Source organism: Streptomyces sp. NPDC006711 (genome assembly GCF_042869775.1).
Classification (GTDB): Bacteria; Actinomycetota; Actinomycetes; order Streptomycetales; family Streptomycetaceae; genus Streptomyces.
Genome location: NZ_JBIAGO010000009.1, coordinates 54,929 through 79,634, shown reverse-complemented (window position 1 = coordinate 79,634; position 24,706 = coordinate 54,929). Strand labels below are relative to the sequence as shown.

26 protein-coding genes and 1 tRNA gene are annotated in these 24,706 nt (G+C 72.1%); 7 read left to right on the top strand and 20 right to left on the bottom strand.

Going from position 1 to position 24,706, the window contains the following annotated elements:
* Positions 1-4: 4 nt before the first annotated feature.
* The 8 genes from ACFYM2_RS19600 to ACFYM2_RS19565 all read right to left on the bottom strand — a co-directional run bounded on the left by ACFYM2_RS19600 (position 5) and on the right by ACFYM2_RS19565 (position 7,151).
* On the bottom strand, positions 5-217 hold the full coding sequence (locus ACFYM2_RS19600; protein WP_388837591.1) for a hypothetical protein: 213 nt from the start codon (positions 215-217) through the stop codon (positions 5-7).
* 92 nt (positions 218-309) lie between these two features.
* A complete protein-coding gene (locus ACFYM2_RS19595; RefSeq protein ID WP_388837588.1) occupies positions 310-1,161 on the bottom strand; it encodes a helix-turn-helix domain-containing protein in 852 nt (283 codons plus the stop codon).
* A 24-nt stretch (positions 1,162-1,185) separates the two neighbouring features.
* Positions 1,186-1,716, bottom strand: a complete 531-nt coding sequence (locus tag ACFYM2_RS19590) for a DUF6879 family protein (protein WP_358995183.1) — start codon at positions 1,714-1,716, stop codon at positions 1,186-1,188.
* Positions 1,679-1,873, bottom strand: a complete 195-nt coding sequence (locus ACFYM2_RS19585; RefSeq protein ID WP_388455484.1) for a hypothetical protein — start codon at positions 1,871-1,873, stop codon at positions 1,679-1,681. The genes ACFYM2_RS19590 and ACFYM2_RS19585 overlap by 38 nt, the downstream gene beginning before the upstream one ends.
* 218 nt (positions 1,874-2,091) lie before the next feature.
* On the bottom strand, positions 2,092-3,423 hold the full coding sequence (locus ACFYM2_RS19580; protein WP_388837585.1) for an AAA domain-containing protein: 1,332 nt from the start codon (positions 3,421-3,423) through the stop codon (positions 2,092-2,094).
* Positions 3,420-5,006 carry a hypothetical protein gene (locus tag ACFYM2_RS19575; RefSeq protein ID WP_388837582.1) on the bottom strand — a complete coding sequence of 529 codons (1,587 nt, stop codon included), beginning with the start codon at positions 5,004-5,006 and terminating at the stop codon, positions 3,420-3,422. Before ACFYM2_RS19575 ends, ACFYM2_RS19580 begins: the two co-directional genes overlap by 4 nt.
* A complete protein-coding gene (locus ACFYM2_RS19570; protein ID WP_358995172.1) occupies positions 4,997-6,343 on the bottom strand; it encodes a hypothetical protein in 1,347 nt (448 codons plus the stop codon). Before ACFYM2_RS19570 ends, ACFYM2_RS19575 begins: the two co-directional genes overlap by 10 nt.
* Positions 6,264-7,151, bottom strand: coding sequence for a phosphatase PAP2 family protein (locus ACFYM2_RS19565; RefSeq protein ID WP_388837579.1), 888 nt, complete (start codon positions 7,149-7,151; stop codon positions 6,264-6,266). The genes ACFYM2_RS19570 and ACFYM2_RS19565 overlap by 80 nt, the downstream gene beginning before the upstream one ends.
* Positions 7,152-7,490: 339 nt before the next feature.
* On the opposite strand from ACFYM2_RS19565, the gene ACFYM2_RS19560 reads away from it, so the two are divergent.
* Positions 7,491-8,096 carry a histidine phosphatase family protein gene (locus ACFYM2_RS19560; RefSeq protein ID WP_350230533.1) on the top strand — a complete coding sequence of 202 codons (606 nt, stop codon included), beginning with the start codon at positions 7,491-7,493 and terminating at the stop codon, positions 8,094-8,096.
* A gap of 517 nt (positions 8,097-8,613) precedes the next feature.
* On the opposite strand, the gene ACFYM2_RS19555 is transcribed toward ACFYM2_RS19560, so the two are convergent.
* The gene (locus ACFYM2_RS19555) at positions 8,614-10,137 is read right to left on the bottom strand and encodes a hypothetical protein (protein ID WP_388837576.1); all 1,524 of its coding nucleotides are present in this window, start codon (positions 10,135-10,137) and stop codon (positions 8,614-8,616) included.
* A 402-nt stretch (positions 10,138-10,539) separates the two neighbouring features.
* On the opposite strand from ACFYM2_RS19555, the gene ACFYM2_RS19550 reads away from it, so the two are divergent.
* Positions 10,540-10,950, top strand: a complete 411-nt coding sequence (locus ACFYM2_RS19550) for a hypothetical protein (protein ID WP_388455728.1) — start codon at positions 10,540-10,542, stop codon at positions 10,948-10,950.
* A 62-nt stretch (positions 10,951-11,012) separates the two neighbouring features.
* Entirely contained in the window at positions 11,013-11,876 is an 864-nt protein-coding gene (locus ACFYM2_RS19545) for a fused MFS/spermidine synthase (RefSeq protein ID WP_358995164.1), read from the top strand.
* Between the two features lie 12 nt (positions 11,877-11,888).
* On the opposite strand, the gene ACFYM2_RS19540 is transcribed toward ACFYM2_RS19545, so the two are convergent.
* Positions 11,889-12,464, bottom strand: a complete 576-nt coding sequence (locus ACFYM2_RS19540) for a hypothetical protein (protein ID WP_388837573.1) — start codon at positions 12,462-12,464, stop codon at positions 11,889-11,891.
* Between the two features lie 99 nt (positions 12,465-12,563).
* Between ACFYM2_RS19540 and ACFYM2_RS19535 the strand changes: the two genes are divergently transcribed.
* Positions 12,564-13,253 carry a response regulator transcription factor gene (locus ACFYM2_RS19535; protein ID WP_358995158.1) on the top strand — a complete coding sequence of 230 codons (690 nt, stop codon included), beginning with the start codon at positions 12,564-12,566 and terminating at the stop codon, positions 13,251-13,253.
* Positions 13,250-14,629 (top strand): HAMP domain-containing sensor histidine kinase, encoded by a 1,380-nt coding sequence (locus ACFYM2_RS19530; RefSeq protein ID WP_358995156.1) that lies wholly within the window; start codon positions 13,250-13,252, stop codon positions 14,627-14,629. The genes ACFYM2_RS19535 and ACFYM2_RS19530 overlap by 4 nt, the downstream gene beginning before the upstream one ends.
* Before the next feature lie 11 nt (positions 14,630-14,640).
* Here ACFYM2_RS19530 and ACFYM2_RS19525 read toward each other — a convergent pair whose 3' ends face one another.
* The gene (locus ACFYM2_RS19525; protein WP_358995153.1) at positions 14,641-15,213 is read right to left on the bottom strand and encodes a GNAT family N-acetyltransferase; all 573 of its coding nucleotides are present in this window, start codon (positions 15,211-15,213) and stop codon (positions 14,641-14,643) included.
* A 286-nt stretch (positions 15,214-15,499) separates the two neighbouring features.
* Between ACFYM2_RS19525 and ACFYM2_RS19520 the strand changes: the two genes are divergently transcribed.
* Positions 15,500-15,874, top strand: coding sequence for a hypothetical protein (locus tag ACFYM2_RS19520; RefSeq protein ID WP_358995150.1), 375 nt, complete (start codon positions 15,500-15,502; stop codon positions 15,872-15,874).
* A gap of 313 nt (positions 15,875-16,187) precedes the next feature.
* On the opposite strand, the gene ACFYM2_RS19515 is transcribed toward ACFYM2_RS19520, so the two are convergent.
* The 7 genes from ACFYM2_RS19515 to ACFYM2_RS19485 form a co-directional block, all read right to left on the bottom strand.
* Positions 16,188-16,349, bottom strand: a complete 162-nt coding sequence (locus ACFYM2_RS19515) for a hydrophobic protein (protein WP_100575597.1) — start codon at positions 16,347-16,349, stop codon at positions 16,188-16,190.
* Positions 16,350-16,568: 219 nt separating this feature from the next.
* Positions 16,569-16,751 carry a hypothetical protein gene (locus ACFYM2_RS19510; protein ID WP_358995146.1) on the bottom strand — a complete coding sequence of 61 codons (183 nt, stop codon included), beginning with the start codon at positions 16,749-16,751 and terminating at the stop codon, positions 16,569-16,571.
* Between the two features lie 35 nt (positions 16,752-16,786).
* Positions 16,787-17,554, bottom strand: a complete 768-nt coding sequence (locus tag ACFYM2_RS19505; RefSeq protein WP_388837568.1) for a MerR family transcriptional regulator — start codon at positions 17,552-17,554, stop codon at positions 16,787-16,789.
* Positions 17,555-17,613: 59 nt separating this feature from the next.
* A complete protein-coding gene (locus ACFYM2_RS19500; protein ID WP_388837565.1) occupies positions 17,614-19,059 on the bottom strand; it encodes a GH1 family beta-glucosidase in 1,446 nt (481 codons plus the stop codon).
* A 295-nt stretch (positions 19,060-19,354) separates the two neighbouring features.
* Entirely contained in the window at positions 19,355-20,197 is an 843-nt protein-coding gene (locus ACFYM2_RS19495; protein WP_358995137.1) for a carbohydrate ABC transporter permease, read from the bottom strand.
* A complete protein-coding gene (locus ACFYM2_RS19490) occupies positions 20,194-21,189 on the bottom strand; it encodes a carbohydrate ABC transporter permease (protein ID WP_388455466.1) in 996 nt (331 codons plus the stop codon). The genes ACFYM2_RS19495 and ACFYM2_RS19490 overlap by 4 nt, the downstream gene beginning before the upstream one ends.
* 2 nt (positions 21,190-21,191) lie before the next feature.
* The gene (locus ACFYM2_RS19485) at positions 21,192-22,514 is read right to left on the bottom strand and encodes an extracellular solute-binding protein (protein ID WP_388837562.1); all 1,323 of its coding nucleotides are present in this window, start codon (positions 22,512-22,514) and stop codon (positions 21,192-21,194) included.
* A 251-nt stretch (positions 22,515-22,765) separates the two neighbouring features.
* Here ACFYM2_RS19485 and ACFYM2_RS19480 point away from each other — a divergent pair, with 251 nt between their 5' ends.
* Complete coding sequence (locus ACFYM2_RS19480) at positions 22,766-23,797, top strand: LacI family DNA-binding transcriptional regulator (RefSeq protein WP_358995128.1); 1,032 nt, start codon at positions 22,766-22,768, stop codon at positions 23,795-23,797.
* 99 nt (positions 23,798-23,896) lie between these two features.
* Here ACFYM2_RS19480 and ACFYM2_RS19475 read toward each other — a convergent pair.
* Both ACFYM2_RS19475 and orn read right to left on the bottom strand, forming a co-directional pair.
* Positions 23,897-23,969, bottom strand: a tRNA-His gene (locus tag ACFYM2_RS19475).
* 133 nt (positions 23,970-24,102) lie between these two features.
* The gene (orn, locus tag ACFYM2_RS19470; protein ID WP_350230519.1) at positions 24,103-24,705 is read right to left on the bottom strand and encodes an oligoribonuclease; all 603 of its coding nucleotides are present in this window, start codon (positions 24,703-24,705) and stop codon (positions 24,103-24,105) included.
* Between the last annotated feature and the right edge of the window lies 1 nt (position 24,706).

Genomic DNA, 24,706 nt, shown 5'->3' with positions numbered 1-24,706 from the left:
TCCACTACCTCGTCCGATCCGGGTGAGGGTGGTTGCGGACCTCCGCCGCCGCGTCGTACGCCGCGCCCCACTTCTTGGCCGCCTTGGCCTTTTCCAACTCCCTCACGAGCGCGGCGCACACCCCGCACCCATCGGCCGGCGCGCAGTCGTACAGGTATGCCTCCACCGCGCCGGCCAGTTCGACCGGGGGGCGCGGGTACTTGGGCGGAGTAGTCATTTGGTGTCCCCTCGCTGCGTCTGCTGCGGATACACGACTCTGCCCGGCCCCGGCTTCGTGTGCTCACTCGGTTGCAGTTTGTTGCAGACGACTTACCCGAAGAACTCCAACGCGTCACGGATCAAGGCCCGCGCCGGGTTGCCGTGAATGGCCATCTTCGAGAGTTCAGCGAACGCCTGGGCGTATAGCGCGATGTCGCTCGGCTGCGTGACCGTCACCTTCGCTGACAGCAGCTCGATGTGCACCCGGTCCTCGTCGTATATCGAAAATGTCTCCTGCCCCCACATGTCTCGGGGAGTTGTACGGGGGATGACCCCGAGGGACACGTTCGGTAGGCCCATCACGTGCAACAGGTGGTGGAGCTGTCCGGCCATCGTTGCGGCGTCGCCGTGCTGGTAGTGGAGAACATCCTCTTCCACGATCATGGCGAACCTCCGATCGCCTTGGTACAGGATGCTGTGCGAGCGTTCGAAGCGAGCCGTCGCCGCTTGCGCGGAGTCATCGGGGATGCCTCGGAACCTTGCGATCGTGGACAGCAGCGCACGCGCGTATGCCTCGGTCTGGAGCGTCCCGGGGATGACACGGGAGCAGTACACGCGGAAACGTCGCGTGCGTTCGAAGAGAGGAACAATCGCTTCTTGTCGGCGGCGCAGGCCAGAGCGCTGGAGGCGGCGCCATTCGACATACATGGTCTCCGCGCCGCGTGACGCGGCGATGAGGTCGGTTGCTTCCTCCGGGGTGCCGCAGCCGGTACACCATGCTCGGATGTCGGCATCGGCCGGCACGGTCTTCAGGGCTTCGATGCGGGAGACCTTGGATTTACTCCACTGGCACAGATCAGCCAGCCCCTGCATCGTCAGATCTGCGTCCAGGCGTAGGCCTCGGAGCCGGATGGCGACTGACTTCCGAGCGGCTTCAACGCTCGACAGAGGCGACGATGGCATGAGGGCTGGCTGCGTCCGTACGTGCTAGTTGATGTCGAACTCCGCGTGCGGGACGGCCCTGTCCCACACGGCTTTGAAAGCGGAGGAGCATGTGGCGGCGGTGGCGGGGTCGTCGGTCACTTCGGGCCCGGCAGAGCCTCCATCGCCTCTGAAGTGGTTGAACCGCACAAGCCGGTCATCGAAGAGCCAGTAATCATTACCGGGCAACGCCAAGTCGGAGGTGTCTCTGCGCGGCAGCCAACGGACCTCCTCCCCGGCCTTGATGTTCCGGTGTGTCCCCGCGTGCTCGAACCGGATGTAGTCCGATGGGGGCATGGAGATGATCCGGGCCCTGCGGACGGCTACGCCCCGCTCGACGGCGGTCGTGATCGCTTCGAAGAACGGGCTTTGCCTGGCCTGCCTCTGTCCGCTCGTGTCCCCAGCTAGCCAAGCTTGGAAGTCGGCGGATTCTCTCGCGACGCCATACGCGTCCCGCATCTCAAGATGCACAGCCGACACACGAGCATCGGCGAGCATCTCAAGGAAGCTGGGCTGCGGCTCGCCGCTCAGCGTCATCGCACGCCTTCCTGATCATCGACACCATGCGTGCCGGGATACGGACGACTCCTTCGTTGTCGGCGATGGGGCCGTGTGCCCGGCACTGGTCCTGGGTGGCTTCGTCGCCGTTCCAGCCCTGGAACACGAGATCGGCGTTGGTGTCATCCACGAACACTGACGGACACTCGTCTTCCTCCGACTGAGGGTCTTTGCCAAAGAACCTTAGTGACATGGCTACCTCTCCTGTGTCGAGCGAGTCGCGCACTGTTACGCAACCCTCACCCTCCGAGGTGGCCGGGGTCAAGAGGAGCGGACGGTTCCGGCCGGCCGAGGAGTCAGGTGGGCACCCCGCGACGTAACCACCCCGCACGGTCGGCCGAGCGGCGGGGAACGTCAGGGCCGCCAGGGCACCCGGTGTTCCTCTAGGTGGGACAAGACCGCGTGGTTCGCCTCCCAGCCGTCGGGGAACTTCATCGTCACGCCCAGCTGGACCGGCTCCGTCGAGGGGTGGTCGTCCAGGAGGGTCGTCACGCCCTCGCGGCACACCACCACGCAGGCGTGCCGGTGCCGGGAGGCCAGGACGCACAGGCGGCCCGTCTCCAGGTGGAAGGCCGTCGCGTCGGGGCGGCCCGAGAGCGGGTGCAGGACGACCGTCACGTCGAACTCCCGCCCCTGCAAACGGTTCGCGGTGTCCACCGTCACCCCGCCGACGCCGAGCTCCGCCAGGGCCGACCGGACCGCCGCGGCCTGGTCGCGGTGCGCGGTGCCGACCGCGATCCGGTCCGCGGTCAGCGGGACCGGGTCCGGCGAGCGCTCGCTGGTCGCCGCGCCGCCCCGGTCGAGGAGACGGCGTACGACCAGGGCGACCGCGTGCACCGCCTCCGGGTCGGTGCGCGGGGTGTGCCGGGCCGGCAGCTCAAGAAGGGCCCAGCCCGCCGCCGCCGCCTCGTCCACGGCCCGGTCCGCCGCCGAACCGTCCGACGCGACAGCGAAAGCCAGCCGCCGGTCGCCGTGACCCGTGCCGCTGCGAAACGGCGTGAACGGATAGAAGGCGTCCGAGACCAAAGGCGCCGCCGACGCCGGCAGACGCCACGACACCGGCAGCCGGTGCTGCGGCAGCTCCGGGTTGTGCGCCAGCAGCGTGGAGACCGCGCTCGCCGACGGATCGTAGGAAAGACCCGCCCACTGCCCGGCGTCGGCGATCGCGAACGGGTCGAGCTGACCCGGGTCGCCCACGAACAGCGCCCGCTCGAACAGACCGGCCACCGCGAGCAGCGCGTCCGAACGCATCTGGTACGCCTCGTCCACGATCGCGTGCCCCCACGGCTCGACGTCCTTGACGTGCGCCCACTTCGCGGACGTCGAGATCACCACGTCGAGCCCCGCCAGATCGCCCGCCTTCGACGACTTCCGTACGTTCTCCAAATCGTCGAGGACCTTGTCGTACGGGTCGCTCTCGCTGCTGTGCAGCCGCCCCACCGGCAGGTCCGGAGCCTTCTCGGCGAGACGTACGACGAGGTCGTCGACCTGGGAGTTGGTCTGCGCGACCACCATCAACGGGCGCCCCGCCGCTGCCAGTTCGAGCGCCGCGCGCACCACCAGCGTCGACTTCCCCGCGCCCGGCGGCGAGTCCACCACGACGCCACGGGAGGAGCCGTTCAGGGTGTCGGCGAGGATCGCGTCGGTGGCCTCGGCCGCGGCCGTACCCGGATCGAAGGCGGTCACAGCAGGTCCTCGGGGGTGAGCGGGTCGGGCGCCTCGGCGGCGCTCGCGGGCGGCCCGCCGTGCGTCCACGGCGTGGCGTCGGGATCCGGCAGCTTGGGGGCGCCGCGCTGATCGTGCTCGAACAGCGTCCAGCACATCCGGTCGCCCTTGTCGGGCACCGAACCCGGCGCCGGGTCCTTGCCGCGCCCCATCTTGTCCAGGACGCGCACAACCACGGCGCCCTCCGGTTCGTACGCCACGAACTCGGCCTTCTGCGGCTTGCCGTCCAGAGCGCGGTAGACCTTCGCGCCCTCCGCGAGGTGCGGGGCGTCCCGCGTGCGCAGCGTGATCAGCGGGCGGGGGCTGGGGCGCTTGGACTCCGACCACGCCGGCGTCACCTCCACCACCTCACCCGAAAACGCCTCACCCGCGAGCCTGCGGCCCGCCATCACCAGCGGATCGTCCAGCGCCTCGCCCGCCTCCAGCTCGGCCTGCGCGCGCTCGCGGCGCAGCAGCTTGGTGGCGGCGGTCACCGCGTCGTCACGGCGCGGCTGGGGCGGCTCGCCCGCGCTGATCCGGTCGCGGTGGCCCGTGAACGACCAGCGTTCGCTCGTCCAGCGCGCCGCCGCCCGCTCACCCTCGGGCAGCTCCCGCAGCAGATCCAGGGCGCGCCACACCGCCGACCAAGTGGGCCTGAGCTGCGCCGCCACCAGACGACGGATCTCCCGCTCGGCGGCGGTGAGTTGGCCCAGGCGTTCATCGGCGGCCGCACCGTCCTCGGCCGCCTGGAGCGCTTGGCGGGCCCGGTCGTAGCGCTCCACCGCCGGAGCCAGCAGCCGGTTGTCGAACGCCGGGTCGGTGGCCGGGCCGGCCGGCGGACACAGAAGCTGGCCGTCGGCGCCCCGCGCGAGCTCCGCCCGCAGCGCCGCCTCCGCCCCCGACTCCCCGGCGGGCGGGTCGATCCAGGCGAGCAGGGCGCCCAGGTGCTGGTCCTCCAGGCTGGACTGGCCCGTCGCCCAGTGCCGGTTCAACAGGTCGGTGGCGGCCAGCAGCAGCGCCGCGCCGGGGGTGCGGGCCCGCTCGGCGTAATGCGTGAACCAGCGGCCCAGCAGCGGAACCCGGGGCGGCGCGGGGTACGGCGCGTCCGGATCCTGCTCGGCGGTCCGGCGAAAACGCATCGAACGGCCGAGCAGCCGCACGAAGTCGATGCCGCCCGGGCCGGGGACGATCAACTGCGGCGCGTCCGCGCACAGTTCGACCTCGACCTTGGTCTTCTTGCCCGTCTCCGGATCCGTCTCGGAGCGCTCGGTGAGCTCGACGTCGCCCGCGTACGCCTCCAGGTACGGCAGGACGGCCTCGGCGAGGTCGGCGAGGAAGGCGAAACGCAGGTCGCGGTCGCGGGGCTGGGGGACCACGAGCAGCGTCGGCGCCTCGCGGTCGGTGCCGACCAGGGCGCCGAGCGGCGCGCCCGCCTCGCCCGCCGTGGTCAGCGGCACGAAGACGAGCGGCCGCTCGGACAGATGGCGGTGGCGAACGGTGGCGAGCGGCTGGGCACGGCCGGACTCGACGGCCTCCAGACGGGCCAGGGTGGAGATCAGCGACACGGTGCTCCCTCCGGGGCGGTCGCGTCGGCGGCGGGGTGTGAGGTGGCGCTCGCGTCGGCGTCGGCGGGTTGCGAGACGGGGCTCGCGGCGGGGGCGGCCGGCCCTGGGGTCTCGCCCGTCGCTTCGTCCGCAGCCTCGCCCGGGACGGCCCGCGCGGCCGTGCGCGGGGCGGCCACGGTGGGGCGCGCGCCCGTGCCCGCTCCGGTCGCCTCCGCGCGCAGGGCGGCCGCGCGCCGTACCGCGGCCACCGTCGGATCGGCCGGGTCGCCCGCCTCGCCGCGCGCCGCCGCCAGGACGTCGCCGATGGTCGTCAGGGCGCCGAGCTCGCCGCGCAACGGGCGGCCGAGCGCCGTCACCAGGTCCTGCTGCCGGGCCCGGGCGCGGCAGTGGAAGGCCAGCTCACAGGCGGACAGGCACTCCGGCGCGTACACCGCGGGAACCGCCTCGACCGCCGAGGCCAGGGCGGCCCCCGACTGGCCGTCGAGATCGAAGGTGGTGCCCGGCGGCAGCGCGTCGGCGATGTCCTCGATCCGGGCCAGCCGCGTCAACTGGCGCCGCGTGACCGACAGTTGCTTGCGTACGTCGATCACCGACGCGGTCGGCAGATTGGAGAAGTCCTTCGGGCAGACGAGCAGCACCGAGTGGTCCACCGACGCGCCCTCGGTGCGCTCCGCGACCCGTTCGAGGGCCAGGACGTACACGGCGGACTGGCGGGCGGCCGCGCCGACCTTCGACGGGTCCGCGGCGGCGTCGATCATCGGGAAGGACTTGATCTCCACCACGGTCCAGCGGCCGTCCGGATGGACCACCACCGCGTCCGGCTCCAGGTAGGCGGGGGAGCCCGCCACGTCCAGGGCCAGCATCGGGTGGTCGAGCAGCGCCCATTCCCCGGCCGTCGTGGCCTCGCGCAGGGCGAGCGCGGTGCGGGCCGCGCGGCCCTCGGGGCCGGCCGCCGCGAGGTCGGGTGAGGCGGCGGCGCCCGGCGGCTCGGCGCCGCTGCCCATCCGCTCGTACAGCAGGCGCAGCAGCTCGGTGCCGCCGTCGCCCTTGACCTTCGCCTCGAAGGCGTTGCCCCGCATGAACGCGAACTGGGACTGGCCGAACGCCGCCGACGGCGACCCGATCGCCTCCGCGAGCGCGCCCTTGTCCACCCCGGCGCCGTCCAGCAGGGCGCGTCTGCGGCAGCCCGGGTTGGCGGCGAGGGCCGCGAGCGCCCGCGCGTCCAGCGGCCGGGCGGGTGCCGCCGGGCCGCGTAGCTCAGCGAGCCTTCGACGCAGTGACGTCGACGGCTTCTGCGGGGGTGTCGGAGGAGGTCCGCTGCCCAGGGAATGGCTCACCCTGGGAAGTCTGGCATCCAGGACTGACAATCGGGGCGCCGGTGACCGAAGGGGCGGCTGTGAAGCGGGCACGCACGCGCGCCGCGAGCCGCAGCAGGGGCTTGGAGAGCAGCAGGCCGACGCCCATGACCGCGACGCCCGCGACCGCGTCGAGCAGATAGTGGTTCGCCGTGCCCATCACCACGAACGTGATGGTCAGCGGGTACGCGACGGCCGCGACCCGGGCGATCTTGCTGCCGCCGAAGCGCCACAGCATCACCCCGCACCACAGCGCCCACCCGACGTGCAGACTGGGCATCGCCGCGAACTGGTTGGTCATCCCGCCCAGGCCGCGCGGCGCGCTCGCCTCACCGCCCCACCAGCCGTACGAGCCGTACTGGGCCATCGTGTCCGTGAAGCCGTGCACCGCCGGGAGCAGACGGGGCGGGCAGGTCGGGAGGAACGTGAAGCCGATCAGACCGAGCATCGTGGACGTCATCAGCCAGCCGCGGGCCGCCCGGTACTGGGCGGGGCGGCGGCGGAACAGCCAGATCAGGACGGCCGGGGTGATCAGATAGTGCAGTGAGGCGTAGAGGAAGTCGGCGGGTATGCCGACGGCCGGGGTGTGCGTGAACAGCCGGTTCAGCGGGTGCTCGGCGTTGAGGTGGAGCGTCTTCTCCAGGCGCAGGATGGACAGGCCGTGCTCGACGGCCCGCGCCTCGTCACCGCGTACGATCAGCCGGCCCGCGGAGTACGCCCCGTAGATGAGCGCGATCAAGGGGAGTTCGGTCCACCAGCGCGGTCGCGTGGCATGCTGCGGCAACTGCATCCGGAAGGTTCCCCCCACTTGGTCCTCGGGCTGCCCGCTGGGGGCCTCCGGGTTTTCGACGTGCGTTCAACCGTACGGTGTAAGCGGTCGTCTCCGCACAGCACCCCGGTGTTCGGATCAGACGCCGGGATCCGGCTCGGGGTTGCTTCGGGGGGTGCGCGATGATGGGTGGCGGCACATTTGGCAGTATTTCGGCACGGGTTGTGCGTCGGGTGTGAGGTGTGACGCGTTGCTCGCCCTTGCTTGTTGAACGCCGTCGAACGGCGGACAGATTTCAGTATCCGTCATGTGTTATCCGTCATTTGTCAGATCTCGTACGGCATCGGGGAGAGAACACCCATGGCAGCCGCCGCACCGCGCATCCTGCTGGCCCGGCACGGGCAGACCGAGTGGTCGCTCGCGGGCAAGCACACCGGCAGGACCGACATTCCTCTCCTGGAGGAGGGCCGGCGCGGAGCCAAGCTGCTCGGTGAGCGGCTGCACCGCGCGCCCTGGGACGGGCTGCCCGGCGTCGAGGTGCGTACGAGTCCGCTGGTGCGGGCCGCCGAGACGTGTCAGCTCGCGGGGTTCGGGGAGCGGGCCGAGCCGTGGGACGCGCTGATGGAGTACGACTACGGGGCGTACGAGGGGATGGCGCCGCCCGAGATCCAGGCCGTGCGGCCGGGCTGGTTCATCTGGCGGGACGGGGTGCCGGACGGCGAGAGCCTGGCGCAGGTCTCCGCGCGGGCGGACGAGGTGGTGGCGTGGGCGCGGTCGGCCGGGCGGGACGTGCTGGTCTTCGCCCATGGGCACATTCTGCGGTCCATCGCGGCGCGGTGGCTGGGCGAGGACATCTCCTTCGCGGCGCGGGTGCGGCTGGATCCGACGTCGCTTTCGGTGCTGGGGTGGGCGTATGGGGCGCCGGCGGTTGAGCGGTGGAACGACACGGGTCACCTCGAGCAGTAGGCCCCTGTGGCTCCGCCCCAGCTCCGTTGGCCGGGTCCAGGTGGGCCGGCACGACCCTGCCAGGGGCGCGGGGAACTGCGCGCAGCCCGGGTCCCTGGGGCTCCGCCCCAGACCCCGTTCGGCCTGAAGGGCCTCGTCCTCAATCGCCGGACGGGCTGACTATGTCCATGCGGGCCGGCACCGACCCCGTCAGGGGCGCGGGGAACTGCGCGCAGCGCGGGTCCCTGGGGCTCCGCCCCAGACCCCGTTCGGCCTGAAGGGCCTCGTCCTCAATCGCCGGACGGGCTGACTATGTCCATGCTGGCCAGCGCCGACCCCGTCAGGGGCGCGGGGAACTGCGCGCAGCCCGGGTCCCTGGGGCTCTGCCCCAGACCTCGTTCGGCCTGAAGGGCTTCGTCCTCAAGCGCCGGACGGGCTGGGTATGCGTGTGCTGGCCAGCGCCGAGTAGTTAGGGGCGCGAGGAACTGCGCGACCAGCCACGTACGAGGCGCAGGGAGCGGGAAAGGGGGCCGGGGCGTCAGACCGCCGTGGCTGTGCGGCGTTCCAGGAAGGAGGCCACCTCCGGGCAGGAGCGGTGAGGGGTCAGCGTGTGGGACGTATCCGTCAGCATGGCCTGGACGCGCGTGGACTGGACCTGGTTCAACAGGTCGAGGACCTGGTGGCCCGCCGCGGCGGACTCGGCCGGAGCCCCCGCCCGCGCCAGATCCTCGGCCAGCTCCGCCCGGTACAGCGCGAGGTTCCGCGTGAAGTACGGATCCTGAAGCCCCGCCGCCCGCCGGGCGTGCCGCGCCGCCCGCCCCCACTCGCCCAGCGCCGAGTAGCACTGCGCCCGCAGCATCTCCAGCTCGGCCTCGACGAAGAAGCTCATCCACTCCGGATCGAGGTCCGAGACGCCCCGCCCGAACAAGTCCCGCGCCCGCCCCAGCGCCTCCTCGCACGCCGAACGGTCACCGAGCCCGGCCCAGCCGCCCGCCTCCCGCAGCGCGAGCAGCGAGAGCAGCCGGGCCGAGCCGAGCGGCCGCGCGGCCCGTTCGCCCGCCTGCGCCGCCCGCATCGCCTCGCGCGGCCGGCCCATGTCCCTGGCCAGGAACGACATGTTGCAGAACGCGTGCGCCTCCAGCGCGCCGTCCCCCGCGAGCCGGGCCGTCGCGAGCGCTTCCGCGTAGTGCGAGCGGGCCTCGCCGAAGCGGCCCGAGTCGTGCGCGAGCCAGCCCACGGAGATGGCCAGTTCACCCGCGCCGGAATGCAGCCGCTCCTGGGTGGAACGGCGGGCCGCGCTCGCGTCGAGCAGCGCGTAGGCGGTACGCAGCGGCTGCTCGGCACGCTGGTAGAGCCCGTCCGCGCCGTGCCGGTCGTCCAGGAGTCTGATCCGGCGCACCGCCTCCTCGACCGCGCTCACCTCGGCCTCGCCGACGCGCTGGACGGAACGTGCGGACGCCGGGCCGAGACCGAGCGAGACGGCCGCCACGGTGGCGGTGGAGCCCGTCATGAATGCGCGACGCAGCACGTCGCTCTCCTCGTGGTTCTGGTGGTTGTGGGGGTCTTGGTGGTCTTGGTGGTCTTGGTCAGCGCGGTGAGTCCGATCGGTGCTGTCGGCACTGCGACCGCTGCGGCCGCGTTGACCGCTGCGGTCACGTTGATCGACGTGGTCACGTTGATCGCCGTGTGCTCCGTGTGCTCCGTGCGCTTCGTGTGCTTCGTACTCCGCGTACCCCTCGCGCTCGGGGCGGGGTGCCAGACGGATCAGCGGGGTGGCGACGACGGGGCGTGCCCCCCGGCCTCGTACCGTCTCCCGTGCCGAGAACCCCAAGTCCGCCAGGCTCAAACCCGGGAACATGTGCCGGAAGACCCTTTCGTACGCATAGTTGGGGCAGCGGATCTCGCCGTTCTCCACGCGTCCGATGTAGCGGGCGTCGCAGGCGACCTGCTCGCCGATCTCGCGGGCCGCGCGCCGGACCACCGCCGCGAACTCGCCGGGCGAGCGCGCGCCCCTCAACTGCCGGAACGCCACGTTGGGTTCCGGGGGAGGCCGATGCGGCATCGCCGGGGGCCGCGCGTTCACCCGGGGGTCTGCCTGGGGATCTGGTGACGGCGCCATGGCACGACAGCTCTCTCTGGCGGGGTGGTGCGGAGCAAGAACGTACCGTCTGTGACGGGGTGTTCACACAGTGTTTGGCTACAAAAGGGATATCTCACCCGCGATCCGCCATGAACTGCCATCCTTTGCGGCGGCGTGCCGCCGTTCCTCTTGACGCGCACGGGCGTTGAACCATGTGGAGAGCGCCAGACGCCGCCAAGACGCGGAGGGCTTGCCTTGTTGGAGGACTGCGTGAACACCGACGCCCACATCGACTTCACCGTTTCCGCTGTTTCCGCCGCTTCCGCCGTCCGCGCTCCGCGGGCGACGGCCGCCGTCCAGCATCCGCGGGCCAGCGCCCCGCCGGTGTTCGCGCGGGGCGCCGAGGAACCCTGTGATCTGGTGACCGTGCCCGCCCGGCAGGGCATCGAGGCCGTCGACATCATCCGCCGGGGCGCCGCCCCGGCCGCCGTCGGACCGGTCCTGCACGACGGGGCCTGCGACACCGTCGGCTTCCTCGTGCCCCCCGGCACCGCCGCCGCCTGGGACGTACCGGGCAGCGCCTGTACGGAGACCAACGGGCGCGGGCTGCGTCTCGCGGGCCTGCCCGTCCAGCCGCCCGTCACCGGCTCGGGCTGGCTGCTTCCGCCGGACGCCACCGAGGTCACCGACCCGGGCCTGCTGCGGGCCGCCCTCGGCGAGGCGGCCCGGATGATCAAGGCGGCCGACGGCATCTGTGAGGCCACCCCCCGCGCCGGCGGGCCCGAGCGCCGCTGACCTGCCACGCGCCGCCACGCCCCGGGCGGGCGGCGCCCTCGCGGCCGGTCGATAATGGCCGGATGGCGAAGAGCAGCAGGCGGCGGGGGGCGGGCCCGGAACCCGTCGTGGAGGCCGTGGACGGCGGCCTCGCCGAGCTCATACCGGACCGCGACCGCTCGGGCGGCTGGACCCTGCTGCTCGACGGCGCGCCCCAGTCGCATGTGGATCTCGACGCCCCGGAGCGGCTGACCTTCGAGTACCAGCGCCGCCTCGGCCACGTCATCGACCTCGCCGCCGCGCCGGGACAGCCCCTGAACGTCCTGCACCTCGGCGGCGGCGCCTTCACCCTGGCCCGCTACACAGCGGCGACCCGGCCCCGCTCGACCCAGCAGATAGTCGAAGTCGACGCCGCGCTCGTCCAGCTCGTACGCCGGGAGCTGCCGCTCGATCCCGGGGCCCGGATCCGGGTGCGCGGCGGCGACGCGCGGGCCGGGCTCGCCAAGCTCCCCGACGCCCTGGCCGATCTGGTCATCGCGGACGTGTTCAGCGGGGCCCGCACCCCCGCCCATCTGACCAGCGCCGAATTCCTCGACGACGTACGCCGGGTACTCAAACCGGGCGGTACGTACGCCGCGAACCTCGCCGACGGGCCGCCGCTTGCGCATCTGCGGGGCCAGATCGCCACCGCCGCCACCGTCTTCCCCGAGCTCGCGCTCGCCGCCGACCCGACCGTGCTACGCGGCAAGCGGTTCGGCAACGCGGTGCTCGTCGGCTCGGCCGTGCCCCTGCCCGTGGCGGAGCTGACCCGGCGCATCGCGGGCGACCCGCACCCCGGGCGCGTCCAGCACGGGCGTGAGCTCGCCGACTTCACGGGCGGCGCGGCGGTGGTGCGCGACGCGAGCGCCAAGCCCTCGCCCGCGCCGCCCGCGTCGGCCTTCCGGTGAAGTGCCCGGCCCTCAGGTGTCGTTGATCTCCACGGCGGGCGGATGGCCGTTCCAGGTGCAGAACACCGAGACGGAGTCGCTGCCGCGCGTGAAGGTGACCCGTATCCACTCCGTCTGGATCCAGCGTTCCATCCGCCACCCGGACGCGGGTGTGGCGGAGACCAGTTGGGCCGAGCCGGCGCCCAGGTCGAAGACGACCCGGCCGCCCGAGACGTTGTAGCCCCGCACCGCGCCCGAGTGGGCGGGATCGTCCGAACTGCCGGGCGGGGTGGGCGACTTGGCAGTCGTCGAGGGGGAGTGCCCGCCAGGCGGCTGCCCGGCCCCCGGGTCCTTGGCGGCACCGGACGAGGCGGACGCCGCCGACGCGGACGGGCTCCGCGAAGGGCCCGGGCCGGTGGAGGTGCCCGAACCGGTGGAGGCGCCCGGGGTCGCGCTCGGCGACAGGCGCGCACCGCCGCCGATCGGCAGGGCGCGCGGCGGGCCGTACGCGGTGCCGGCCATCACCGAGTGCACCCCCCACCACGAGAGCGTCACCGCCGCCCCCGTGGCGAGCGCCCACGCCGATACGTGTACGAGTCCTCTGAGCATCCGGGCCATACTGCACCACGGCCCACACCCGTGTCCCACCTCCGCCGACTCCCCTCCCACGGGGGACCCGGTCCCTCCGTATGGCGTACGGTGCGGCCCATGGCACGTGTGCTCGTGGTCGAGGACGACCAGTTTGTCCGATCCGCACTCATCCGCCACCTCACCGAGGCCTCCCACACGGTACGGAGCGTCGGCACGGCGCTCGAGGCGCTGCGCGAAGTGGCCCATGTCCGGTTCGACGTGGTCATCCTGGACCTCGGCCTGCCCGATCTGGACGGGGCCGAGGCGCTGAAGATGCTGCGTGGCATCACCGACGTACCGGTGATCATCGCGACCGCGCGGGACGACGAGTCGGAGATCGTACGGCTGCTCAACGACGGCGCCGACGACTACCTCACCAAGCCGTTCTCCGTGGAGCACCTGTCCGCGCGGATGGCCGCCGTGCTGCGCAGGGCGCGCGCCGCGGCCGGGGCCGAGCCGCCCTCGCGGGTGCTCAAGGTCGGCGGGCTCCGGGTCGATCCGCTGCGCCGCAAGGCCGAACTCGACGGCGTCCAACTCGATCTGACCCGGCGGGAGTTCGACCTGCTGGCCTTCCTCGCCGGGCGGCCCGGCGTGGTCGTGGCGCGCAAGGAGCTCCTTGCCGAGGTGTGGCAGCAGTCCTACGGCGACGACCAGACCATCGACGTCCATCTGTCGTGGCTGCGGCGGAAGTTGGGCGAGACGGCCGCGCGGCCCCGCTATCTGCACACCCTGCGCGGGGTCGGCGTGAAACTGGAGCCGCCGCGATGAGATGGGCGCTGGTCAAGGTCTGTCTCGCCGTCACGGTGATGGTCGTCGTCGCCTTCGCGGTGCCGCTCGGCATGGTCATCAAGGAGATGGCCCGCGACCGGGCGTTCTCCAACGCCGAACGGCAGGCCGCGGCGATCGGGCCCACCCTGTCCATCACCACCGACCGCGACGCGCTGGAGCGGGCCGTCGCCTCCACGCAGTCCGGCGCAGAGGACCGGATGGCCGTGCATGTGCCGGCCGACCCGGCCGTGCCCGGGAGCGCGCCCCTCGACATCGGCACGCGGCGGGCGCCGGTCAAGGACCTCGAAGCCACCCGCGAGGTCATCAAGGCCTCGGTCGCCGATGTCCCGGGCGGCTCCGCGCTTCTCCAGCCGACCGCCCTCAGCTCCGGCCAGATCGCCATCGTCGAGGTCTTCGTGCCGCAGGCCGAGGTCACCCACGGCGTCACGACGGCCTGGCTGGTGCTTGCGGGCGTGGGCATCGCCCTGATCATCGGGTCCGTGGCCGTCGCCGACCGGCTCGGGGTACGCATGGTCCGCCCGGCGCAGCGGCTCGCGGGCGCGGCGCAGGACCTCGGGGAGGGCAGGCTCGGGGCGCGGGTCCCGGAGGAGGGCCCCACCGAACTGCGCTCCGCCGCCGTCGCCTTCAACTCCATGGCCGACCAGGTCGTTCAACTCCTGTCCAAAGAGCGGGAGTTGGCGGCCGACCTCTCGCACCGGCTGCGTACGCCGCTGACCGTGCTCCGGCTGAACGCGGCCTGCCTGGGCGAGGGGCCGGCGGCCGAGCAGACCCGGGCGGCGGTCGAGCAGCTGGAGCGTGAGGTCGACACCATCATCCGCACGGCGCGCGACGCCAGGCCGAGGACGCAGCCGGCCGGGCCGGGGGCGGGGTGCGACGCCTGCGAGGTGATCCGGGAGCGGATGGCGTTCTGGTCGGCGCTGGCGGAGGACGAGGGCCGCGAGGTGCGGCTTGCGGGGGTGGAGCGGCCCGTCCGCGTCCCGGTCGCCCGGGCCGACCTCGTCGCGGTCCTCGACGCGCTGCTCGGCAACGTGTTCCGGCACACCCCGGAGGGGACGGCGTTCTCGGTGGACGTCCACAACGGCGAGGACGCGGTGATCGTGCTGGTCTCCGACGCGGGGGCGGGCATCGCCGATCCCCGGGCGGCGCTCGCGCGGGGCAACAGCGGGGGCCGGCCCGGGTCGACCGGGCTCGGGCTCGACATCGTCCGCCGGGTGGCCGAATCGACGGGCGGCGACGTGCGGATCGGCCGGTCCGTCCTGGGCGGCACGGAAGTCCGCCTCTGGCTGACCCGGGCCCGGCCCGGCGCCCGCCCCCACCGCAACCACCGCCTGCGCCGCAGGGGAACCCGCGTGTAGCGTCGCCCTTTTCAGGGGCGGGGAGCGCTCTTGGCGGGCGGCGTGGGACGGTTCAGGCGCCAGATCACGTCGATCCCGCTGCCCGAGGGGGCCACGGGCGGCGTTCCCTGTTCCCGCAGGACCTCGGTGAAGCCCAGTCGGCGTGGTATCGCGGCGCTGGCGGCGTTGGACAGGTCGTGCGCGACTTCCAGGTACGCCACGTCCGGCAGGGAGAACATCTCCTCGACCACGGCCGCCGTCGCCCTGGTGGCGATGCCCCGGCCGGTGGCGGCGGGGTGCAGCCAGTACCCCATGCGCCGCCCGTGCGGTGCGCCCGCGACGCGGTAGGCCTGGCACATGCCGAGGGGAGTTCCGTCCTTGACGATGGCGTAGTTGTACACGTCACCGCTCGCCCACTTCGACTCGCACGACGCGAGGAAGTCCCGGGTGCCTCGCGCACTGTGCCCGGCCACCCACGGCTCCCAGGGGCGCAGGTGCTCCAGCGACTCCTCGATCAACTGGTGCGCCGGAGCGAAGTCGTCCTGTCCCCGCCAGCGCCGCAGGACGAAGCCTTCGCACGCGATGATCTGTCTCGGTCGGTCCATGGCGGCCATGGTGATTCGCGGGCCTGTCCCGCCGCAACGGGATACCGGGAAGCGGCGGCGGGAGACCGCGAACCGCTGGATCGTCCACCCGGCACCGCTCAGACCGCCACGGCCGGCGCGGCGTACCTCTGGAACTCCGGCCCGCGGTCATTCCCACGCTCTCCTGTCTGCATCTATCGGGTGAACTTTCCCGAAGGGCCCTACTCGTCCCGCATGCCCGGGTGGGACTCTGGCGAGGGGACCGCAATTCCCTGCGCAGGCAACGTAATGGGATGAGGGTGAATTGATGAAGAAAGCTTCCGTGCTGGCTGCCACGTTCCTGGTCGGCGCCGCCTCCCTCGTGACAGCCACGGGTTCGCACGCCGTAGCCAACCGCCCTCTGAGCTGGGACTGCACCGCTGGCTGGGTGTGCATGTACGCGGAACACGGAGGCAACGGAGGGGTGGTGGCCAGCAGGAAGTGCGGAGTTATTGACATCCCGTCCGCCTGGCACGGAAAGATCCAGAGCATTGCGAGCAGGGCGGAGAGATTTGGCGTTGTTCTTGAACACCAGAACCCCGATGGCACCGTAACGAATATTGCCACCCTGAACCCCGGAGACAATCTGGACCTGTCTGCCGGTCAAATCGCGATGCTGGATTTTGTTTACAAGGTCTGCTGACCGGAATCGATGAGCGGTCCAGCGCCTTCCGGGCCGCGATGGCCGCCGCGCCCGGTCTCGACGCATGACCATCGCCACCAACTGCCCCGAAGCGACGGGCGTCTCGGAACTTCGCTGAGAGTTCGGGTGGCCGCAGCGCGGTGTCCTGGAGGCGCGGTTCCCGTGCGCGGATCCCGCGCCGCGGCCATGAGATGCCCGTACCCGCGATTCGGAACGTGATGACTCCCGCCCTCTGCGTAACGGGACGTGGCAAACAGGTGGGTGCCCCGCGCCGAAGCGCGGGGCACCCACCTGATGATCGATTGAGGCCGGCCTACCAGCGGTACCAGCGGCCGCTTCCTCCCTTGGGGCGGGCGACGAAGCCGACGAGCCAGACGACGAGCACGATGATCGCGATCCACCACAGGGCCTTGAGTGCGAAGCCCGCGCCGAACAGGATCAGAGCCAGCAGAAGAACGAGAAGCAGGGGAACCATGGTTATCAACCTCCGAGCCAGCGAATGCCCCCGCTTTCTCCGCCGACACGCCCCCAGCGCGATTGTTTACAAGATTCTTATCCGGGCATTCGTTGGCGTTCCTCCTTGCGCCCGAACGCCCGTCAGGGTGCGCGCACCGGCAGTGCACCGAGGTGGTCTCCCTGTCCGGGAGCCGGCCCGACGCGGCCGACGCCATCCTCCACGCCGGCCGGGGCGCCCTCAACGCGGGCGCGCCTTCGATCCCGCCCGCACCACCACCGCGAGCACACCCACCGCGCCCGCCACCCCCAGGACCACATCCCACCCGATCACCCCGAACCCCGCGAGCACGCACACCAGCGGCACGGTGATCAGCAGGAACGGCACCAGTGAGTACGCGTTCAACGCGGGCGCCCGCCCCACGCGGCGCCCGCGCTCCCTCCACGCCCACGCCCCCCTCACTGTCCGGCCCCCTCTCTCGCCGCGTCCAGGTACGCCGTGAGGCCGTCCCACTGACCGGGCCGGGCCGAGGCGTCACCGGACAGGGCCGCCGGGTCCTCGCGCCACGCGGCCCGCACGCCCGACGCGATCGCCGTGTCGCCGCCGCCGAACAGCGCGCTCAGCTCGTCCATCCGGGCCGCCAGGGCGCGTACGCGGGGATCGGCCGGCGGGGCGCCCGACGTCCTCAACTCCTCGGCCCGCCGGTACAGTTCGGGCCACTCGACCTCCAGGAGATAATGCGCGGCAGGCCCCGCTGCCGCGCCGTGGACGCCGAGCGCCCGCAGCTGGTCGTCGTCCAGATGGCGGCGTACCGCCTCGTCGGCGCCGGGGCCCGCGACGCCGGTGGCGCGCACAGCGGCCAGGACCGCGTCCGTGGTCGGCGCCCCGCCGTCCGCGACCTCCCGCTCGATGCGCGCGAGCCGGTCCCGCAGGACGGTGAGCGCGGCGATGTGGGCCTCGACGCTCGCGCGGTGGTCGCGCAGGATCCGGGTGGGATCGACCCCGGCGTCCAGGCAGACGGCGATGGTGTCGAGTCCGAGCCCGAGGCCGCGCAGGGCGAGGATCTGGTAGAGCCGGGCGACGTCGTCCTCGGTGTACTCGCGGTGCCCGGCCGGCGTGCGCCGCGACGGCGACAGCAGCCCGATGCTGTCCCAGTGGTGCAGGGTACGAACGGTGAGCCCGCCGGTCTCGGCCAGCGGACCCACCTTCCAGGTGGAAGCGGTCATGCCCCCACTGTGCGTCCTCACGCCACGTGAGGTTCAAGCCCCACGCGGTGCGCCGCCCCTCACACCTCGGACCCCCCGGGCACCTCGGGCAGCTCCCCGGTCCGGGCCACCCGTGCGTACCAGTGGGCGCTCGACTTCGGGGTGCGGGTCAGGGTCTCGTAGTCCACGTACACCGCGCCGAACCGCTTGCCGTACCCGTACGACCACTCGAAGTTGTCCATCAGGGACCACAGGTAGTAACCCCGTACGTCCGCGCCCGCCTCCATCGCCCGGCGCACCGCCGCGAGGTGTCCGCGCAGGTAGTGAATGCGGTCCGGGTCGTGCACGGTGCCGTCGGGGCCCGGCTTGTCCTCGCAGGCCGCGCCGTTCTCGGTGACCAGGAGCGGGAGCCCCGGGGCCTCCTGGGTGTAGCGCAGCAGCAGGTCGTACAGGCCCGTCGGGTCGATGCTCCAGCCCATCGCCGTCCGCTCGCCCGGCGGCTGGTGGAAGGCGACGGAGTCGGCGCCGGGCCAGCACGAATGGGCGCTGGCGCCGTGGCCGTCGGCCCGGGCGCCCGCGTGGCCGGGTGCGGCCGCCGACACCAGGGACGTCGTGTAGTAGTTGAGTCCGAGCGCGTCGAGCGGCTGGTGGATGGCGCGTACGTCGCCGTCGTGCACGAAGGACCAGTCGGTGACGGACGCCGTGTCGGCGAACAGCCGGCTCGGGTAGGCGCCGTGCAGCATCGGGCCGTGGAAGATCCCGTTGGCCAGGTCGTCGATCCTGCGTGCCGCCTCCAGGTCCTCCGGGTCCCGCGAAAGCGGCCTGACGACGGCCGAGTTGAGGCTCACCGCGATCTGGTTGCGGGCCGGCATCACCGCGCGCAGGGCCGAAGTCGCCTGCCCATGGGCCAGGTTGAGGTGGTGGGCGGCGCGCAGGGCTGCGACCGGGTCCGTGCGTCCGGGGGCGTGCACGCCGGACGCGTACCCCAAAAAGGCGCTGCACCAGGGCTCGTTGAGGGTGATCCACCGCTCGACCCGGTCGCCGAGCGCGGCCCCGACGAGCGCCGCGTACTCGGCGAAACGGGCCGCCGTGTCGCGGGCGGGCCAGCCGCCGCCCGCGGCGGAGCCGCTGGAGGACCCGGTCTCCAGCTCCTGCGGCAGGTCCCAGTGGTAGAGGGTGAGCGCGGGCGCGATGCCGTGGTCGAGCAGTTCGTCGACCAGGCGCCGGTAGAAGTCGAGGCCGGCCTGGGCGGCGGGACCGCGCCCGGTGGGCTGCACCCGGGACCAGGAGACGGAGAAGCGGTAGGAGGTGAGGCCGAGGTCCGCCATGAGGGCGACGTCCTCGCGCATCCGGTGGTAGTGGTCCACGGCCACGTCCCCGGTGTCGCCGCCGGCGGTCCGGCCCGGGGTGTGGCTGAAGGTGTCCCAGATGGAGGGGGTGCGGCCGTCCTTCCGTACCGCCCCCTCGATCTGGTAGGCGGAGGTGGCGGCGCCCCAGAGGAACCCGGGCGGAAAGCGGTCGGACATGCGGTACTCCCAACGAGCGGAGGGGCGAGGGGACTTGGGGCGAAGGGGCGGAGGGGCGAAGGGGCGGAGAGGTGGAGAGGTGGAGAGGTGGAGAGGTTGAGGGGGATCAGAGGGCCCGGAGGGCTCAGGGGGCCAGGGGGGGCTGAGGGGCCGGGGCCAGGAGGCCCAGGTGGCCCAGGTGGCCCAGGTGGCCCAGGTGGCCCAGGAGGCCCAGGAGGCCCAGGTGGCCCAGGTGGCCCAGGTGGCCCAGGAGGCCCAGGTGGCTCAGGTGGCTCAGAAGATCAGAGCCCCGGGGCTACCCCTTGACCGCGCCCTGCATGATCCCGCCCACGATCTGCCGCCCGAACACCACGAACGCGACAAGCAGCGGCAGCGTGCCGAGCAGGGCGCCGGCCATGATGACCGACTGGTCCGGGATGTAACCCCGGCCGAGCCCCGTCAGGGCCACCTGGACGGTGGGGCTGCCGTTCTGGGTCAGCGCGATGACCGGCCAGAAGAAGTCGTTCCACGCCATGACGAACGTCAGCATCCCGAGCACCGCCATCGCGGGCCGGGCGACGGGGAACACGATGTGCCACACCACCCGCCAGCTGCTCGCCCCGTCCACCCGGGCCGCCTCGATCAGCTCGGTGGGCAGCGCCCCCACGAGGTACTGCCGCATGAAGAACACCCCGAACGCGCTGACCAGGGTGGGCAGGATGACCGCCTGGAGCTGGTCGGTCCAGGACAGCTTGGCCACCATCATGTACAGCGGTACGACGCTGAGCTGCGGCGGCACCATCATCGTGGAGACCACCAGGGTCAGCAGCAGGTTCTTGAAGCGGAAACGCAGCTTGGCGAAGGCGAAGCCGGCCAGCGTGGAGAAGAACACCGTGCCGGCCGCGACACACCCCGCCACGATCGTCGTGTTGAGCAGGGCCGTGCCCATGTTGGCGTCGGTCCAGGCGATCTTGAGGTTCCGGAACAGGTTCCCGCCGAACCAGAACGGCGGTGGTGTCTGGGCGAGCCGGGTGTTGGTGCGGGAGGCGGCCACCGCCGTCCAGATCAGCGGGAAGAGGGATCCGGCGGTGAACACGGTCAGTACGGCGTAGGTGAGGCGGCCGCCGTGGAGCTGGCGGCCGGCGCGCTGGGCCCTCAACTGGTCATCCCCTTACGCAGTTTGCGGGAGACGAGCCAGTTCACCGCGCCGATGAGGAGCAGGATCAGGAACATCGCCCAGGCGATCGCCGAGGCCCGCCCGAGGTGCAGGTTCACCCAGCCCTGTTCGTACAGATACAGGCCGAGCGTCTGGAACTGGTGGTCCGAGCCGCCGGTGGCGCCCGCCGCCCCGTTGAAGAGCAGCGGCTCGCCGAACAGCTGGGTGGCGCCGATGGTGGAGACGACCGCGGTGAACAGGATCGTCGGGCGCAGGGACGGGATCGTCACATGGCGGAACTGCTGCCAGCGCGAGGCGCCGTCGAGGGCGGCGGACTCGTACAGGTCGGCGGGCACGGCCTGCATCGCGGCGAGGTAGATCAGCGCGTTGTAGCCGGTCCAGCGCCAGACGACGATGGTGGAGACGGCGAGCTGGGAGGTCCAGGTGCCGTTCTGCCAGTCCACATGGCCGAACCCGACGAGCCCGAGCGCCCAGTTGACCATCCCGTAGTCGCGTCCGAAGAGCAGCACGAACACCAGGGTCGCCGCCGCCACGCTGGTGGCGTACGGGGTGAGGACGGCGACCCGGAAGAACATCGAGCCGCGCAGCTTGTAGTTGAGCAGATGCGCGACGCCCAGCGCGATGAGCAGCTGCGGCACGGTGGACAGCAGGCCGATGGTGAAGGTGTTGCGCAGCGCGTTCCAGAAGAAGTCGTCGGACAGCAGCCGTGAGAAGTTGCGCAGGCCCACCCACGTCATGGTGTCGGGGGCGGTCAGCTCGACCTGGTGCAGCGAGGCCCAGCCCGTGTAGAGGAGCGGGAAGAGGCCGAAGGCGGCGAAGAAGACGAAGAAGGGCGCGATGAACGCGTAGGGACTCCAGCGCGTGTCGCGCCGGTAGCGGCGGCTGCGGCGCTCGTCGGCGTCGGCCCGGCCGGGGGCCGTGCCCTCCTGCCCGGGAGTGGGGGAGGGCACGGCGGCCGTGGTGTCGCTCGCCATCGTCACTGGTCCAGGGCGTTGTCGATCGCCTTGACGGCGGCGTCCCAGCCCTGCTGCGGCGTCTTGCCCTTCTGCTCGACCTGGAGCATGCCGATGTCGGTGAGGTTCTGCTGGATGATCTGGTCCTTCGGGCCGAGGATCTGCACCGGGGTGCCCTCGGCGGCCTTCGCGAAGATCTGGCCGATGGGCGCGCCGCCGAAGTAGGCGTGCTTGGCGTCGGCGACGGCGGGCAGCGCGTAGGCGGCCTTGGCGCTCGGGAAGCTGCCGCGCTTTTCGAACAGGGTGGCCTGCTGGGCGGGGGCGGTCAGCCACGCGGCGAGTTTGGCGGCCTCGGCCTTGTGCCGGCCGGCCGAGGGCACGGTCAGGAAGGAGCCGCCCCAGTTGGACGGCTTGGGGGCGGCGGCCACGTCCCACTGGTCCTTGCCCGGGGCGCCCGCCTTGTCCTGGATGTAGCCGAGCATCCACGCCGGGCAGGAGACGGTGGCGAAGGCGGCGTTGGCGAAGCCCTGGTCCCAGGTCGGCTGGAACTGCTGGAGTCTGGCGGTGAGCCCGTCGGTGGCGAACGCGGTCGCGGTGGTCCAGGCCTCCTTGATGGCCGGGTTCGACTTGTAGACGACTTTGCCGTCGGCGTCGTAGTAGCGGGTGGCGCTGGACCCGGTGATCGAGTTCAGTACGCCCGACGCGGAGTCCACGAAGGCGGGGCCCGAGGGGACCTTCGCCTTGAACTGGCGCCCCACCTCCAGGTACTTGTTCCAGTCGCCCGCCCACAGCTTGCCCACGGCGTCGCGGTCGGTGGGCAGCCCGGCCTTGGCGAACAGGTCCTTGCGGTAGCAGATGCCGGTGGGGCCGGTGTCGGTGCCGAGCCCCACCGTCCTGTTGTCCTTGGCGGTGGCCTCGGACCACTTCCACGGCAGGAAGTCGCCCTTGTTCACGCCGGGCGCCTTGGACAGGTCCTCCAGCTTGCCGCTCTGGGTGGCGGTGATCTCGGCGATGTTGCTGACCTCGACGGCCTGGATGTCGGCGAGGCCGCTGCCGGAGCCTAGGTGGGTGAGCAGCTGGGGGTAGTAGTTCTCGTTCCGCTCGATCGAGGTCTGCTTGATCTCGATGTCGGGGTGGAGCTTCATGTACGCGTCGTAGAGGCCGGCCTCCTTCAGGCCGAACGCGCCGAAGACGCCGACGGTGAGGGTGGTCTTCGCGCCGCCCCCGCCCCCGCCGCCCGCCGTCGGGCCCTCACCGCCCGCCCCCGCGCCGTCGTCGGCGCACCCGGTGAGCAGCCCGGTGCCGAGGGCGGCCACGGCCGCGAGCGCGGCGAGGCGTCTGGACATACGTGTACGCGTGCGCATGTGCTTCCTCCAACTGTCGTCCGGGCCAAGCCCCTTGGGGCGGTCGGCGCGGGCGGAAGGGATGCGAAAGGTGTACTGGCCTACTACTGTGGGAGCGCTCCCAGCCGTGATGTGTTGAAGGGTCGCGGCTCGCTGTTGGGCTGTCAAGGGACCGCGCGAGGGCGGCTCATGGGGTTCCCCGCGCGGCCGGGGCTGTTACTTTCACCGGAGTTGCGCGAGTGGGGGAGGCAGACGTGGCGACAGCTCGTACGGTCAGGGGCCGGGGCGCGGGGCGGCCCACGCTCGAAGAAGTGGCGGCAAGGGCCGGGGTCGGCCGGGGCACGGTGTCCCGGGTGATCAACGGTTCGCCCCGGGTCAGCGAGGAGACCCGCGCCGCCGTGGAGGCCGCCGTCGCCGAGCTTGGTTACGTACCCAACCGGGCGGCCCGCGCGCTCGCCGCCAACCGCGCCGACGCGATCGCCCTGGTCGTTCCCGAGCCCGAGGCCCGCTTCTTCGCCGAGCCGTACTTCTCCGACATCGTGCGCGGAGTGGGCGCGGCGCTCGCCGGCACCGAGATGCAGCTGCTGCTGACCCTGGTCGGCGACGACCGCGAGCGCCGCCGCCTGGCCCAGTACCTGGGCGCCCACCGGGTGGACGGGGTGTTGCTCGTCTCCGTCCACGCCGACGACCCGCTGCCCGAACTCTTGCGGCAGCTGGGCATCCCCGTGGTCATCAGCGGCCGCCGCCGCGAGGACGAACCCCTCGCCTCGGTCGACTCCGACAACTTCGAGGGGGCGCGCGGCGCGGTCGCCCACCTCCTCGCGCGGGGCCGGCGCGGCATAGCCACGATCGCGGGCCCGCAGGACGTGTACGGGGCCCGCCGCCGCCTCGACGGCTACCGGGCCGCGCTCGCGGACGCGGGCCTGCGCGAGTGCGTCGCCCACGCCGACTTCACCGAGGAGGGCGGGCGCCGCGCGATGGCCGAACTCCTGACCCGCTCCCCGGACCTGGACGCCGTGTTCGCCGCGTCCGACGTCATGGCCTCCGGCGCCCGCCAGGTCCTGCGCGACCACGGCCGCCGCGTCCCCGAGGACACGGCCCTGGTCGGCTTCGACGACTCCGCGATCGCCCGCCACATGGACCCGCCCCTGACGAGCGTGCGCCAGCCGATCGAGGACATGGGCCGCGCGATGGCCGAACTCCTCCTCACCGAGATCACCGCCACCGAACCCACCCGCCGCGGCCTGGTCCTGCCCACGGAACTGGTGGTGCGGGCGTCGTCATAGCGAAGGCCCGCACCCCGCCGGGCGCTCCCCGGGCACCCCGCCCCTCGGAACGCGAAGAGGGCCCGGATCGTTTTCACGATCCGGGCCCTCTTCGTTCAGGGTGAGTAACGGGACTCGAACCCGCGACATCCTGGACCACAACCAGGTGCTCTACCAGCTGAGCTATACCCACCATGCGTGACCGGACTGTTGTGGTCTTGGGAAGTCCCTGGGGGCTTCCCTACCGGCCGAGAAAAAGTGTACAGGGTCTGGGAGGGTGCTCGCGCACATGTTTCGAGGCACCCTCCCCGACCCCCCGCGCGGGGCTACTGCGCAGGCAGGACGTACTTCGCCGCGATGGCCTTCGCGGTGTCGGAATCCGGGCCGGGCTGCGGGACGAAGACCGCCTCCCGGTAGTAGCGGAGCTCCGCGATGGATTCGCGGATGTCCGCGAGCGCCCGGTGGTTGCCGTTCTTGTCCGGGCTGTTGAAGTACGCCCGCGGATACCAGCGGCGGGCGAGCTCCTTCACGGAGGAGACGTCCACGATCCGGTAGTGGAGGTGGGACTCCAGGCTCGGCATGTCCCGCAGCAAAAAGCCCCGGTCGGTGCCGACCGAGTTCCCGCAGAGCGGCGCCCTGCCCGGCTCCTTGACGTGTTCACGTACGTACGCCAGGACCTGCTCCTCGGCGTCGGCCAGCGTGGTGCCGCCGGCCAGCTCGTCGAGGAGCCCGGAGGCGGTGTGCATGGTGCGCACCACCTCCGGCATGGTCTCCAGCGCGGCGTCGGGGGGACGGATCACGATGTCCACCCCTTCGCCCAGTACGTTCAGCTCCGAGTCGGTGACCAGCGCGGCCACCTCGATGAGTGCGTCGTCCGCCAGCGAGAGCCCGGTCATCTCGCAGTCGATCCACACCATGCGGTCGTTCATG